The organism is Streptomyces sp. CA-251247, from assembly GCF_050952975.1.
GTDB lineage: Bacteria > Actinomycetota > Actinomycetes > Streptomycetales > Streptomycetaceae > Streptomyces > Streptomyces achmelvichensis.
Map to the genome: position 1 here is coordinate 675,091 of NZ_CP191861.1, position 13,785 is coordinate 688,875.

Consider the following 13,785-nt stretch of genomic DNA (forward strand, 5'->3'; position numbering starts at 1 on the left):
CCCTCACTCCTCGGCTCGGGCGGCGACGATCAGCTGTCCGAGGGCCAGACCGCCGTCATTGGGCGGCACCCGGCGGTGCCGCAGCACGGTGAAGCCGTCCCGTTCCAGGACGTCGCAGCAGCCTTGGGTCAGCAGGGCGTTGCAGAACACCCCGCCGCTCAGAGCCACCGTTTCGATGCCCGTACGGTGTCGGGCCACCTCACACACCTCCTGGACCAGGGCGATCACGCCCTGGTGGAAACGACGGGCCACGGGCCCGGCCGGAGCCCCCGCGCGGATGTCCGCGACGGCGGCTGCGAGGACCGGCGCCGGATCGGCGATCAGCGGAGCCGCGGGGTCCTCGGTCTCCGCTCTCAGGATGAACCGGTACGCGTCATTCCGCGCGTCGTCGCCGACACTGCCGGTGACATCGGACAGTGCGGCGTTCTCCAGTTCCATCGCGGCCTGCGCCTCGTACTCCACCCGGTGGCAGACGCCTGCCAGCGAGGACACCGCGTCGAACAGGCGCCCCATGCTGGACGTGGGCACACAGGCGAGTTCGCGCTCCAGCTGACGGTCGAGCAGCTTGCGTTCCCCGGGTGTGGCGACCGCGGTGCACGGCAGGTCGTCCGACCAGGGCAGCCCCGCGGCCCGCAGGTGGGAGAGGGCCATCCGGTAGGGGTTGCGGACGGCCGCGTCGCCGCCCGGCAGCGGCACATAGGCCAGATGGGCGAACCGCCGGTATCCGTCGTAGTCGGCGATGAGCACCTCACCGCCCCAGACCGCTCCGTCGTCGCCGTAGCCCGTGCCGTCGAAGGCGATCCCGATGACCGGTGCCGAGCCGTCCAGGCCGTGTTCGGCCATCGCGGAGGCCACGTGGGCGTGGTGGTGCTGGACCTGACGCAGGGGCAGTCCGGAGGTCTCGGCCGCGCGGCGCGCCCACTGGGTGGAGCGGTAGCCGGGGTGCCGGTCGGCGATCAGCATCCGCGGGGAGACGGAGGTGAGGTCCGTCAGATGCGCGGTGGCGCGTTCGAACGCGGTCAGGGTGGCCAGATCGTCCATGTCCCCGACATGCGCGGACATCCAGGCGTAGCGGTCGTCGCCCGCGCAGAAGGTGTTCTTCAGGTCGCCGCCCACGGCGAGCGCGGGGACGACGGGCACCGGCAGGGCGACCGGGAAGGGGGCGTAGCCGCGTGAGCGGCGCACCGGCAGTTCGGCCCCGGCGCAGATCCGGACGACCGAGTCGTCGCAGGGCACATGGATGGGGCGGTCGTGCATCAGCCAGGCGTCGGCCAGTCCGTCGAGGCGGGTGAGTGCCTCGGTGTCGTCGGTGACGATGGGCTCGCCTGCGCGGTTCCCGCTGGTCATGACGAGGACGGTGGGACCGGGCGGATCACCGGGCAGTCCGAGGAGCAGCCGGTGCAGGGGGGTGTACGGCAGCATCACGCCGAGGTCGGGGCTGCCCGGTGCGACACCGGGCGCCACGTCGGCGGTGGGCGCGGACCGGTGACGCCGCAGCAGTACGACGGGCTTGCGCGGCCCGAGGAGCAACTCCCGTTCCGCCTCGCCGACCTGGGCGAGCCGCTCGACCGTTTCCAGGGAGTCCGCCAGCACGGCGAAGGGTTTGTCGCCGCGGTTCTTGCGCTTGCGCAGGGTCCTGACAGCTGTGGGATCGCTCGCGTCGCAGGCCAGGTGGTAGCCGCCGAGACCCTTCACGGCCAGGACGGCACCTTGGGCGAGCAGGCTGCGGGCCTCGGCGAGCGCGGCGGCGTCCTGGCGCGGAGCGGTGTCCGCGGTGCCGCGGCGCAGGGTGAGCCGGGGGCCGCAGATGGGGCAGGCGATGGGCTGCGCGTGGAACCGCCGGTCGCCGGGTGCGGTGTACTCGCGCCGGCAGTCGGCGCACATCGGGAACGCGGCCATGGTGGTCCGGTCCCGGTCGTACGGCAGCGAGGTCACCACGGTGAAGCGCGGACCGCAGTGCGTGCAGGTGATGAACGGGTGCCGGTGGCGCCGGTCGGCGGGATCGGCGAGCTCGCGCAGGCAGTCGTCGCAGGTGGCGGTGTCCGGGGAGACCAGGGTGCGGCCGGGTCCGCCGGCGGAGGGCCGGATGGTGAACCCGTGGTCACCGCTCTGTGCGGGTACGGCGCGGTGCTCGACGGACTCGACGACGGCGAGCGGTGGGGGCTCGGACCCGATCCGCGTGCAGAAGTCCGCGACGGCCCGCCCCGGGCCTTCCACTTCGGCGACGACCCCGTCCGCGTTGTTGGTGACCCATCCCGTCAGGCCGAGTTCTTCGGCGAGGGTGTAGACGAAGGGCCGGAAGCCGACGCCCTGCACGACACCGCGGACGGTGACCCGCCTGCGCTCCCGGCTCCGGTCCCCGGTCATGACACCGGCCCCGGTTCCCGCACCGTGCCGTTCGCATGGCTGTGCAGATGCTTCTCGTGCTGCCGCGCCAGCACCGGGGTGTGTGTCTCCTCGCCCTCGGCGCTGCGCAGGATGTGGGCGAGCAGGGCGTCGATGCCCTCTCCGGTGCGGGCGGAGGTCTCGAGGACCGGAACACCGGGGTTGACCTGCTGGACTCCGCCGAGGAACGTCTCGCGTGCGAAGCCCACGGCATCCGCGAGGTCGGTCTTGGTGACCACCACGAGCTGGGCAAGACCGAAGGCCGCCGGGTACTTGACCGGCTTGTCCTCACCTTCGGTCACGGAGGCGAGCGCGATCCGCAGCGTCTCGCCGAGGTCGTAGGAGGCGGGGCAGACGAGGTTGCCGACATTCTCGACGAACAGCAGACGAGTGCCGTCGGGCAGCCAGTCCTCCAGCCGGCCCTGGAGCATCCCCGCCTCCAGGTGGCAGAGGCCGTCGGTGAGGATCTGCTGCACAGGGGCGCCGGAGCGGGCGAGCCGCGTCGCGTCGTTCTCGGTGGCCAGGTCGGCGGTGACGGCAGCGGCCGGTGTGCCCGCCGCGACCGCGCGGGTCAGCAACTGTTCGAGCAGGGCGGTCTTGCCGCTGCCGGGGCTGGACATCAGGTTCACGGCGACCGTCTCGCGCGACGCCAGAAAGCGCCTCAGGGCCAGTGCGTTCTCGTCGTTCTTCGCGAGCACGGCCTGGTGGAGGTCAACGGTGCGGCACATGGCTCGTCTCCTCGTCGCGCGTCGTGTCCCGGGCGGTGTCCCCCACCGCGGCCCCGTCCGGACCTTCGTCGGCCACGACCACCCGGACGATCTCCAGTTCCCGGCCGGCGAGCAGGGTCAGCGGACGCTCGCAGTCGCCGCACCACAGCACCGGGGGCATCCCGGTCGGTGTGTCCCGGCCGCAGCCGTCGCAGTGGGCCTCTCCGTCAACAGTCTCGATCACCAGCCGGGCGCCCGCGAGCAGAGTGCCCTCGGCGGCCAGTCCGAAGGAGAAGTCCAGGGCCTCGGGGACCACCGCCACGAGCTCGCCGATCCGCAGGGTCAGCGATTCGACCCGGTCGTCGGGGACGGCACCCCTCACCTGGTCGATGACGGCCATCGCGATGGAGAGTTCGTGCACGGCGTTCACCTGCCCGGACCGCGGTCCGGCCCGTCCCGGTGGGCGGACCCGGCCTGCCTGGCTACTCTGAAAGAACGATGGCTGGTCACGAGGTCGAGCGACGGGCTCTGCTCACCCCGGTCCTGCTCCTGCTGCTCGCCGAACGTCGGGGTCATGGCTACGAGCTGGTGCAGCGACTGGGAGCTTTCGGCTGGGCCGAGGCCGAATCGGCGCACGTGTACCGGCTGCTGAGAGGCATGGAGAGCTGCGGGGAGGTCTCCTCGCACTGGCACGCCTCGGCCACCGGACCCGCGCGCAGGGTGTACGCCATCACCCAGCAGGGCGCCATGGACCTCGCCCTGTGGTTCGTACGCCTCGGTGAGCTGCACAGCACCCTCCACCTCTTCCTCGAGCGGTACGTGCAGCTCGAGGACGTCGCGGGCGGTGAGGGCGGGGGCGGGGAAGCCCCGGACCCCGGTCCGCACCATCCGGATCACATGCGCCGGATGCGCAGATAACGACGTACGTCCGGTACGACCCTGGCGGCGCCGTAGACCATCGCGAGTCCCACGACCGCCAGTCCGGCCCAGGTCCATTCCATGTGTGCCTCCATCGTGTTCAGCTCCTTTGGGGTACGGAGGTTGCGCGGCGCACGAGGCCGAGCACGAGCCCTGCGGCCGGCTCCACGGCGTCCGCGACCGGTGGAGTCAGGCCCATGCCCTCGTCCGTGTTCTGTGGCTGGCACCCGACGACGTAGACCTCGTCGGGAAGGGTGCCGCCCGCCCCCGCGTGCAGATCGTGCAGCAGGCCCAGCACGGTGGCGGGATCCATGGCGTGGGTGTCGAGCGGCCCTGGTTCGCGCGCCTCGGGCGGCTCGGGCCCGACGTCGATCGTGTAGAGCGTGCCGGGGGCGCCGCCCCGGTCGACGATGTCGACGAGGACGAGCGTGCGATATCCCTCCAGCAGCCGATAGGCGAGGTGCACACCGCGGATACCGGCGTCCATCAGCTCGACGCCGGGCGGCAGTCGGGAGGGCTCGCGGCCGAGCCACCGGACGGTCTCCACCCCGAATCCGTCGTCCTGGAGGAAGACATTGCCCACTCCGGCGACGAGGACACGGCGTGGTGTCTCCGTTGCGGTCATGGCTCCTCCTTCAGCGGGGCGACCTCGTCGGGCTTGAAGTAGAGGAAGCGGCCCTGTTGCCGGCGTACATCGGTGCCCGGGTCGTCGTCGACCACGACCGCGAGGTGGGTCTCGCCGTCCAGGTCGCCGACCACCGCCTCGACGGTGGCGTGCCGGCCGAAGAGAAAGGCGTCCTGGGCGTCGGAGCGCCGGGCGCCGGGGGTGAGCAGGACCCTGCTCCCCGCACCCACGGCCTCGCCGTCGATGGTGACGGTGGCGGGCACGTCCATCGCTTCGGCGTCCTGCGCCGGGTCCCACCAGGGGTGTCCGGCGCCGTCGGGCAGGCTCAGCCCGGTCGCGGGTGCGGTTGCCCGGCCCGCCGGCTCCTCGCCCGTCACCTCGCGCAGTCCGCGGATCGCCCCGTGCAGCCGTTCCATCACCGCTTCCGGCATGCTGTCGACCAGATCGATGACCTCGGAGGCGCGGACGTCCGTGCCGCGTGCCTCACGCTTCTCCTGCTCGGTGAGAGCGGCGGTGCGCAGCGAGAGGATCTCGTCGATCTCGGTGGCGTCGTAGAGAGGTCCCGGGCTCTCGTCGGCGAGGACGGGGTGGTCCTCCAGAATGATCGGCGAGGAGAGCATGATGTCCTCGCGCCCCTCCATGCCGGCCAGGACGGGCCAGGTGTGGTCGTTGTGGCAGTCGGCGACGGCCGGGCGCGCCCATTCGGGCGGGTCCGTCATCGAGAGGAAGCGCCCGCCGGGCACTCCGAGCAGCAGATGGGTGCCGATCATGCTGTGGGCGAGGGCCGCCTCCCGGCCGCCGCTCTCGGGACCGGCGTCCTCGGTGGTGTTGTGCACGGTCACCGTGAGCCGCGAGACCCGGTAGGGGCCGGGCAGTTCCTCGATCTGCGGGCGCAGTTCGCCGGTCAGCCGCTCCCGACGCCGGACGAGCCGGCCCAGCGTGGTGCCGTCCTCGTCCAGCACCGGTTCGTATGCGGTGGCGGGCGGCAGGTCGAACCGGACCGCGCGCGCATGCGCCTGATCCTCCGTCAGCTCGATGAGGGGCGCATGGATGAGGACACGTTCCTCGGCGCCCTCGTCCCAGGGCACGACGACCCGGTCCGCCAGCTCCAGTTCGGGCACCTCGGTGTAGGCGCCGTCCGCACCGAGCTGTTCGACGGTGCGCCGCCGGACGTGCAGGAAGCGCAACTCCGCGTGCAGCCGCTCGCCGTCGCGCGGCTCCAGCAGGCATTCGGTGCGCTGTACGGAGTGTTCGCCGCCGGTGACCGCCCAGGCGGGAGGCACCAGGACGCCGAACTGCCAGCGCATCCGGTTCTTGGCGGAAGAGGCACGGTAGGGGTAGAGGACATAGCCCTCGAACAGGACGGCGTCCGCGACCGCGCGGGCCTGCCCGAAGGCGTCCTCGACGGGGTTCTTCATCTCAGTCGCCCCCCTTCGCGCCGGCGGTGGCGAGCAGTTCCTGGAAGACCTGCTCCCACGACGACAGGGCTCGCTGCGAGCGGTAGCGCCGGAGCGATTCGAGGCAGTCCTTGCGCAGCCTCAGCCATCCCGAGTTGGGGAAGTACTCCTCGATCATCTGCTGCCACACGTCCACGGGCATCAGATAGCTCGACTCCTTGTGCCAGGGGATGGGCTCGGCGCGGAAGCCGTTCCTGCCGGTGAAGACCGTGCCGGAGAAGAGGAACAGCAGCGGTATCTCGCCGCGGGACAGGGCCCGGAAGTACGACGCGGAAGCGACCTCCGTGTCGTAGGTGCAGGGCACCGGAAGATCGATGTCCGTCGTGCCGGTGAAACCGGGCACGGTGATGGAGGAGTGCGCGAACTGCATCGGCTTGAGGGTGCTGCTCCAGCGGCTCGGCTCGCCGAACAGGTCGCCCAGCATCCCCACTTCCTCCGGCTCGTACTGCCGGCGGACAGGCTCGATCCGGATCTGGCAGCGCAGCGCGATCGCGTGGACGGGCTGATGGTCCGACTCCTCGATCCGCAGCCCGAACAGCAGGGTGGGGCTCGCCCCGAAGGGTTCGGGCCGGGCGCCGGTGCACTCGAAGTGGAGGTCGGTCATGGGGTGCCCCCCGGCTCCGGAGCGGGCTGGGGGTCCCGTTCGGCCGCGGTCTGCCCGCGCTCGGGGCGGGCGTCCAGCGGACGGGCTGCGGCCGTGACGCGCCGGAAGAACTCGGCGAGGTCCTCGCGGGCCTCGGACCCGCCGTCGAAGCCCTTCCAGTGGAGCCGCATCCGGCCGACGAGCTCGTAGCAGACGTCGACCGGCACGAGGGTGCAGGTCGCCGGGGAGCCGCGCTCCTGGTGCAGCAACAGCGCCTCCACATCGGGTTCGAGGAGTTCCGCGAGCCGGGTGCGCCCGAGAACGGCGTCCCAGGTCTCGGGGTCCAGCTCGCTCTCGGTGGCGCCCGCCGGGCTCGGGTAGAAGGCCGCCAGCCGGTCGAGGGAGGAGTTGCGGAAGAAGAAGGCGAGGCCGACGGGTATCTGGAGCCGGTTCCAGCCGGATTCGTCGAGCGTGAAGTCGGGGTCGGTCAGATACCGGTCGGGCACGGCCCGGAAGCGGCCCTGTCCGGCACCGGGACGGGTGAAGAGCATGTGGCACGGCATGCAGGCGCACTTCAGGGAACGCCGTGAGGTGTCCACCAGATGCCGGTGCTCCGACGCCAGCGGCTCCCCGCACAACTCGCAGCGCTCCCCCGGCGGCGGGGGCCGCCGGGTGAACTGCTTCAGTACGTCCGCGCTCATGGCCCCGCCCCCAGCAGCTCACCGGGCAGCGCGACCCGCACCGATCCGTCCTCCTCCAGGAGTGGTACCGGTTCCAGATGCCCGCGCTCGCCACGCCCTGCCCGGCGTACGTCGAAGGTTGCGGCGCACCGGGCGCACCGCAGCAACTCCGCCTCCAGCAGCGCCTCGTGGAGGCTGCCGCCGCATCCGGGGCAGTGGTCGCGATAGGCGTACAGGTTGCCCGGCAGGCGGACGAGCAGCAACGCGTGTCCCGCGACATCGGTGACGCCGGTGTCGCGGTCGTGGGCGGGCAGTGTGTGCCGGGCCACGGTGTGCCAGTGGGCCGGGTCCCCTTCGCCGTTGACGGACACGCGCCCGTCGTCTCCGGCGGGTGGCCCGTCCGGTCCGTCGTCCGGGCGGTGGGGCAGGATCTGGAGCAGCGGTTGCTCCTGGGGCGTGTCCTCGGCGACGCCCTCGACCTCGATGAGGGCGATCTCCGGCGCCAGCCGGGAGACCGCCTCCTCGATGGTCCAGCGCACGGTCTGGGTGGAGGAGGGGCAGCCGTCGCAGCTGCCGCGCAGGCGGAGCCGCAGCGTGGGGCCCTCCGCCGGGTCCGTGTCGAGGCCCGCGACCTCGACGTCACCCGCGTGGGAGCCGAGATAGGGGCGGACCTTGTCGAGGGCCCGGCCCACCCGGGTCATGGTGTCCTCGGGATGCAGGTCGTGCAGGATCAGCAGATCGCTGACGAGTTCGTCGGCCGTCAGCACGTCGATCGGGTCGGCCCCGCCCGGTGCCGCGCGCAGCAGGCGCACGGTCCGGGCGAGCCCCTCGCCGTAGAACTCCACGACGCACCGCACCAGTTCGTCGGCCGTGTCGCGTACCTCGGGTCCTGCCTTCTCCCCCAGCTCGTCGAGCAGCGCGGCGATGCGCTCACCCGTGTCCTGTCCGGCCATCGGCAAGCCCCTCTCCTGAGGATCAGAAGGCCAGTCCGCTCAGTCCCGTCGGCAGATGGGTCTGTTCGACCGTCCGGCCTCCTCCGACGTACATGTGCACGCCGCACGGCAGACACGGGTCGAAGCTGCGGACGGCACGCATGATGTCGATGCCCTTGAAGTTCTCCGGGGGGTTCTCCTCGAAGATCGGTGTGTTCTGCACCGCGTCCTCGTACGGGCCGGGGGTGCCGTAGACGTCACGGACGCTCCCGTTCCACGGGGTCGGCGGGTAGGGGTGGTAGTTCGCGATCTTGCCGTCCCTGATCACCATGTGGTGGGACAGCACACCGCGGACGGCCTCGGTGAACCCGCAGCCGATGGACTCGTCCGGCACGTCGAACTTCTCCCAGGTCTGGGTGCGTCCAGCGCGTACCTCCTCCATCGCCATCTCGGCGAAGTGGAGGGCGGAGGCGGCCGCGTAGGCCTGGAAGTAGGTGCGGGCCCGGTTGCGTTCGAGGGCGTTGCTCCACTCCGGGATCTTCCACTCCAGCGCCATTTCCGGCTTGGTCATGGTCCGGGGCAGATTGATCTCGACGCTGTGTCCGGTGGCCTTGACGTAGCCGTTGTCGACCAGCCCGGACAGGGCCGTGGACCACAGCCGTGCGATGGGGCCGCCACCGGTGTCCAGGGCGAGGTGGTCCTTGCCGTCGAACCAGCGCGGCGACATGACCCAGCTGTACTTGTCGTCGAAGTCGCGCTTCTGCGGGGCGGGAATCGTGTGCTGGTTCCACGGGTGCCGCTCGTCGACGGGGTTGCCCAGCGGGTCGCGTTCGACGAACTTCTCCATGCCCGCCCAGTCCTCGTAGTACGAGCTGCCGAGCAGGATCCGGATGCCGAGGTTGATGTCGACGAGGTTGTTGGTGACCAGCTTGCCGTCCACGATCACACCGGGGGTGACGAACATCCGCCGGCCCCACTCGGCCATGTTGGCGTAGGTGAAGTCGCAGTACTCCGGGTCGTTGAGCGCGCCCCAGCAGCCGAGCAGGACACGGCGCCTGCCGACCTCCTCGTATCCGGGCAGCGCCTCGTAGAAGAAGTCGAAGAGGTCGTCGTGGAGCGGGACGACCCGCTTCATGAACTCCACGTAGCGCGTGAGCCGGGTCAGATAGTCGGTGAAGAGCTGGATGGTCGCTACGGTGCCGACGCCTCCGGGGTAGAGCGTGGAGGGGTGCACATGGCGGCCCTCCATGAGGCAGAACATCTCCCGCGTGTAGCGGCTGACCTGGAGGGCCTCGCGGTAGAACTCGCCCTCCAGGGGGTTCAGCGAGCGCATGATGTCGGCGATGGTGCGGTAGCCGTGGTCACCGGCGTGCGGTGCTTCCGTACGCTCGGCGAGTTCGAGCACACCCGGGTTGGTCTCGCGGACCATCTTTTCGCAGTAGTCCACACCGACCAGGTTCTCCTGGAAGATGTTGTGGTCGAACATGTACTCCGCGGCCTCGCCGAGGTTCATGATCCACTCGCCGAGGTGCGGCGGTGCCACTCCGTAGGCCATGTTCTGCGCGTACACCGAGCACGTGGCGTGGTTGTCGCCGCAGATGCCGCAGATCCTGCTGGTGATGAAGTGCGCGTCCCTCGGGTCCTTGCCGCGCATGAACACGCTGTACCCGCGGAAGATGGACGAGGTGCTGTAGCACTCCGCAACGCGTTTCGCGGCGAAGTCGATCTTCGTGTGGATACCCAGGCTGCCCACGATGCGGGTGATCGGGTCCCACGACATCTCCATGAGGCCGTCGCCGTCACCGGCGGGCTTGTTCGTCGCCGTCGCCATGGTGCGCGCCACCTTCCTGTTGAGTGTCCTGCTCAGCGGGGAACTCGGGTCACCATGGCGGCCGGTAGCCGGTCTTGAGCGTCTCGCTCTTGGTGCGCCACTTCGGTTCCTTGTCGACGGTCCTCGCGGTGATGCCCCGCAGCCGTCGGATCACCGTGCCGTACATACCGCTCGCCGCCGTCGACACATGGCCGCCCGGTGGCTCGTCCATGAAGGGCATGAACTTGTCCGGGAAGCCCGGCATGGTGCAGGCGATGCAGATGCCGCCGACGTTGGGGCAGCCGCCCACTCCGTTGATCCAGCCGCGCTTGGGCACGTTGCACTTGACGACCGGGCCCCAGCAGCCGAGCTTGACCAGGCACTGGGGGGATCCGTACTCCTCGGCGAACTGTCCCTGCTCGTAGTAGCCGGCACGGTCGCAGCCCTCGTGGACGGTGGCGCCGAACAGCCAGGTCGGCCGCAGCTCCTCGTCCAAGGGGATCATGGGGGCGGCGCCCGCCGCCTGGTAGAGCAGGTACAGCAGCGTCTCGGAGGCGTTGTCGGGGTGGACCGGGCAGCCGGGGATGCACACGATGGGGATGCCCGCCTGGGACTTCCACTCCCAGCCGAGATAGTCCGGCACGCCCATCGCGCCCGTCGGGTTGCCGGCCATGGCGTGGATACCGCCGTAGGTGGCGCAGGTGCCGATGGCGACGACGGCCAGGGCCTTGGGGGTGAGCCGGTCGAGCCACTCGCTGGTGGTGATCGGCTGGCCCGTCTCGGGGTCGTCGCCGAAACCGCACCAGTAGCCCTCGGGCTTGATGCGCTCGTTCGGGATCGAGCCCTCGACGATCAGGACGAAGGGATCCAGCTCACCGCGCTCGGCCTTGAAGAACCACTCGATGAAGTTGTCGGCGCCCTGGACGGGACCGCACTCGAAGTCGATGAGCGGCCAGTGGACGGCCACTTTGGGCAGTCCGGGCAGGGCACCCAGCGCCAGTTCCTCGATCGTCGGCTGGGTCGCCGCGGTCAACGCCACCGAGTCCCCGTCGCAACTCAGGCCCGCGTTGATCCAGAGAATGTGTACGGTCGGGTCCTCCTGGGGTTCTTCCAAGAGGTCCGTGTCGGCCGTCGTGGCGGTCGGGGCGTCCATGAGCCCTCCTCGGGATCAGCCCTGCTCCAGGCACCTGATCAGCAGCCTCTGTTTCCTGGATACGCGCCCACTTCTCACGGGGTAAGTGCACAGCGGCCCTATTGCCGCCGTGCACTGCCTCCCGCCAGGCGACACCCGGAAAAGTGCCACCCGGCAGGAGGCGGCCCGGCCGGCCGGGTCAGGCAGCCCGGCCCGGCGCGTTCGGCCGGCTCGCTCGGGCAGCCGGATCAGGGGCCCGATCAGGCGGCCCGTCCCGCTCGGGCAGCGGCCCGCTGAGCCCTCGCGCCCGGCCGGCCCCCTCAGTCCTGTTGGCCTGTTCGCCTGTTCGCCGAGGAACTCAGCTCTCTTCCCCGAGGAAGCCGGACACAAGACCGGCGAACTCCTCCGGCGAGACGATCCGCGTGCCCAGCTTCTCCGCCTTGTCCCGCTTGGAACCCGCGCCCTCGCCCGCGACCAGGAGCGAGGTCCGCCCGGAGACGCTGGAGGAGGACCGGCCGCCGGCCCGCTCGACGAGCTCGTTCATCTGGTTGCGGGACAGCTTCTCCAGCGGGCCCGTCATGGCACCCGTCACCACCACGGCCATGCCGTCCAGCGGACGGGCTTCGGGGACAGGCCCGCTGCCGTCCGCGGACTCTCCGCCGTCCGTGTCACCGCCGACGGGCGGCGGGACCGCACCCGGCTCCGTCATGTTGACCCCCGCGGCGATCAGTTTGTCGATCAGCGGAGCCAGCTCCTCGAGCTCGGCGACGACGACCGTCGCCTTCTCCACCCCGATGCCGTCGACCTGCTGAAGCGCGTCGGGTCCCGCCGCGCGTATGTGCTCCATGGCCGCGAAGTGCCGGGCGATCCGACGCGACATCGAGCGCCCGGTACCGCGCACGCCAAGAGCGCAGAACACCCTCGACAGGGGCCGGGACCTGGCCGTCTCGATGGCCGCGAGGAGGTTGTCCGTACTGGTCTCGCCCATCCGCTCCAGGCCGAGCAGCTGCTCACGGGTCAGCGTGAACAGGTCGGCGACATCGCTCACCAGGCCCGCCTCGACGAGCTGGACGACCCGGGTGTCGCCGAGTCCCTCGATGTCGAGCTGGTCGCGCCCCGCGGCGTACGAGACGGAGGCCACCAGCCGGCAGTCGCGTCCGCGCACACAGCGCCAGCGCTGCTCGGAGGTGTCGATACCGGAGCCGCACTGCGGGCAGACCTCGGGAAAGACGATCGCCTTCTCCTCACCGGTCCGCAGATGGACGACCGGCGCCTCGATCCGGGGAATGATGTCGCCAGCCTTGTAGACCATCACACGGTCGCCCAGGCGCAGGTCACGGCGGGTGATGTCGGCGGGGTTGTGCAGCGTGGCGTAGGTGACCGTCGAGCCGTCGATCTCCACCGGCTCCAGGACGGCGCGGGGTGCGATGGTCCCGGTGCGCCCCACGTTCCACTCGACGTCGAGCAGGACGGTGACCTTCTCCACGGCGGGGAGCTTGTAGGCGATGGCCCAGCGCGGGGCCCGCGAGCCGGATCCGGCGGCTGCCTGGTCGGCCGCCCGGTCGGCCTTGATGACGATGCCGTCGATCCCGAAGGGCAGATCCGCGCGAAGGGCGGCGATCTCCTCGATCCTCGCCATGATCTCGTCGGCCGTCGTCAGGGTGCGCGGCGCGACGGCGGTGTCCTCCGCGGTGTGCACACCCAGGGAGGCGACGTGGGACATGAGGGTGCTGTGGGGCCACTGCGCGAGCTGGTCGGCGAGGTCGGCGCCGGTCCCCGGCATCGGCAGCGCCCCGTAACCGAAGAAGGTCATCTCGACGCGGTAGGCCCGGTCCCGGGCTCGGAGAGTGCCCGCGGCGCCGTTGCGCGGGTTGGCGAAGGGGGCGCCGCCATGGGCCGTACGCACGGTGTTGGCCTGTTCGAACTGCTCGTTCGTCATCAGGACCTCACCGCGCACCTCGATGGTGACCGGCTCGGCGAGCCGGTCGGGGAGGCCGGTGATCGTGCCGATCGCGTGCGAGACGTCCTCGCCCGCGGTGCCGTCGCCGCGGGTGATCAGCCGGACGAGCCTGCCCTCCTCGTAGCGCGCCGCCACCGCGAGGCCGTCCAGCTTCGGCTCGACGCTCCACTGCTCGACGGGTCTGCCGATGCGCCGCTCCACCGACGCGGTCCAGGACACCAGCTGCTCGGCGGAGAAGACGTTGTCCAGCGACAGCATCGGCACGGTGTGCGGCACGTCCCCCACGGCCGCACCGCCCGCCACCTTGCCGGTCGGCGAGGACGCCGAGACCTCCTCGGGATGTGCCTCCTCGAAGGCGGCTATCCCGCGGGCGAGCCGGTCGTACGCGTCGTCGTCGAGGGTGCTCTCCCCCGTCGCGTAGTACGCGGCGGCGGCGCGGGAGGCGGTTTCGACCGCCTCGGCATACGCGGCGGAGTCGGCGATCGATGCGGCCGCGGCAGGGGCGGCGGGTGAGGTCGTCGTCATGTGTCCATCCTGCCGCCCACCACTGACAACGCCCCTCGCGAAGTCCGCGACCGGATCAACACGCCGAGTGA

At 70.9% G+C, this 13,785-nt stretch carries 13 protein-coding genes; 1 reads left to right on the plus strand and 12 read right to left on the minus strand.

The features are described 5' to 3' along the window. Positions 1 to 3: 3 nt before the first annotated feature. The 3 genes from hypF to ACQPWZ_RS02955 are packed head-to-tail and all read right to left on the minus strand — an operon-like array spanning position 4 to position 3,513. Complete coding sequence (gene hypF / locus ACQPWZ_RS02945; RefSeq protein WP_405567711.1) at positions 4 to 2,367, minus strand: carbamoyltransferase HypF; 2,364 nt, start codon at positions 2,365 to 2,367, stop codon at positions 4 to 6. Further along, positions 2,364 to 3,113 (minus strand): hydrogenase nickel incorporation protein HypB, encoded by a 750-nt coding sequence (gene hypB / locus ACQPWZ_RS02950; RefSeq protein WP_433570523.1) that lies wholly within the window; start codon positions 3,111 to 3,113, stop codon positions 2,364 to 2,366. The genes hypF and hypB overlap by 4 nt, the downstream gene beginning before the upstream one ends. After that, on the minus strand, positions 3,097 to 3,513 hold the full coding sequence (locus ACQPWZ_RS02955; protein ID WP_405567715.1) for a hydrogenase maturation nickel metallochaperone HypA: 417 nt from the start codon (positions 3,511 to 3,513) through the stop codon (positions 3,097 to 3,099). Before ACQPWZ_RS02955 ends, hypB begins: the two co-directional genes overlap by 17 nt. A 77-nt stretch (positions 3,514 to 3,590) precedes the next feature. Between ACQPWZ_RS02955 and ACQPWZ_RS02960 the strand changes: the two genes are divergently transcribed. Next, entirely contained in the window at positions 3,591 to 4,010 is a 420-nt protein-coding gene (locus ACQPWZ_RS02960) for a helix-turn-helix transcriptional regulator (RefSeq protein WP_340471548.1), read from the plus strand. Here the strand turns inward: ACQPWZ_RS02960 and ACQPWZ_RS02965 are convergent. From ACQPWZ_RS02965 to ligA, 9 genes are all read right to left on the minus strand, one after another. Beyond that, complete coding sequence (locus tag ACQPWZ_RS02965) at positions 3,986 to 4,105, minus strand: DUF6893 family small protein (protein ID WP_383242773.1); 120 nt, start codon at positions 4,103 to 4,105, stop codon at positions 3,986 to 3,988. The two genes, ACQPWZ_RS02960 and ACQPWZ_RS02965, sit on opposite strands and share 25 nt — an antisense overlap. A 5-nt stretch (positions 4,106 to 4,110) precedes the next feature. Then, positions 4,111 to 4,635, minus strand: coding sequence for a hydrogenase maturation protease (locus ACQPWZ_RS02970; protein WP_340471549.1), 525 nt, complete (start codon positions 4,633 to 4,635; stop codon positions 4,111 to 4,113). Then, a complete protein-coding gene (locus ACQPWZ_RS02975) occupies positions 4,632 to 6,053 on the minus strand; it encodes a hypothetical protein (protein ID WP_433570524.1) in 1,422 nt (473 codons plus the stop codon). Before ACQPWZ_RS02975 ends, ACQPWZ_RS02970 begins: the two co-directional genes overlap by 4 nt. Position 6,054: 1 nt before the next feature. After that, on the minus strand, positions 6,055 to 6,696 hold the full coding sequence (locus ACQPWZ_RS02980) for a DUF6084 family protein (protein ID WP_340471551.1): 642 nt from the start codon (positions 6,694 to 6,696) through the stop codon (positions 6,055 to 6,057). Beyond that, positions 6,693 to 7,376: a DUF5947 family protein gene (locus tag ACQPWZ_RS02985; protein ID WP_405567724.1), complete on the minus strand. Its 684-nt coding sequence runs from the start codon at positions 7,374 to 7,376 to the stop codon at positions 6,693 to 6,695. Before ACQPWZ_RS02985 ends, ACQPWZ_RS02980 begins: the two co-directional genes overlap by 4 nt. Then, positions 7,373 to 8,308, minus strand: coding sequence for a NifU family protein (locus ACQPWZ_RS02990; RefSeq protein ID WP_405567727.1), 936 nt, complete (start codon positions 8,306 to 8,308; stop codon positions 7,373 to 7,375). Before ACQPWZ_RS02990 ends, ACQPWZ_RS02985 begins: the two co-directional genes overlap by 4 nt. A 22-nt stretch (positions 8,309 to 8,330) precedes the next feature. Beyond that, positions 8,331 to 10,118 (minus strand): nickel-dependent hydrogenase large subunit, encoded by a 1,788-nt coding sequence (locus ACQPWZ_RS02995; protein ID WP_340471554.1) that lies wholly within the window; start codon positions 10,116 to 10,118, stop codon positions 8,331 to 8,333. 49 nt (positions 10,119 to 10,167) lie between these two features. Continuing rightward, positions 10,168 to 11,250, minus strand: coding sequence for a hydrogenase expression protein HypE (locus ACQPWZ_RS03000; protein ID WP_313948063.1), 1,083 nt, complete (start codon positions 11,248 to 11,250; stop codon positions 10,168 to 10,170). A 337-nt stretch (positions 11,251 to 11,587) separates the two neighbouring features. Then, positions 11,588 to 13,714 carry an NAD-dependent DNA ligase LigA gene (gene ligA / locus ACQPWZ_RS03005; RefSeq protein ID WP_433570525.1) on the minus strand — a complete coding sequence of 709 codons (2,127 nt, stop codon included), beginning with the start codon at positions 13,712 to 13,714 and terminating at the stop codon, positions 11,588 to 11,590. Positions 13,715 to 13,785 lie beyond the last annotated feature (71 nt).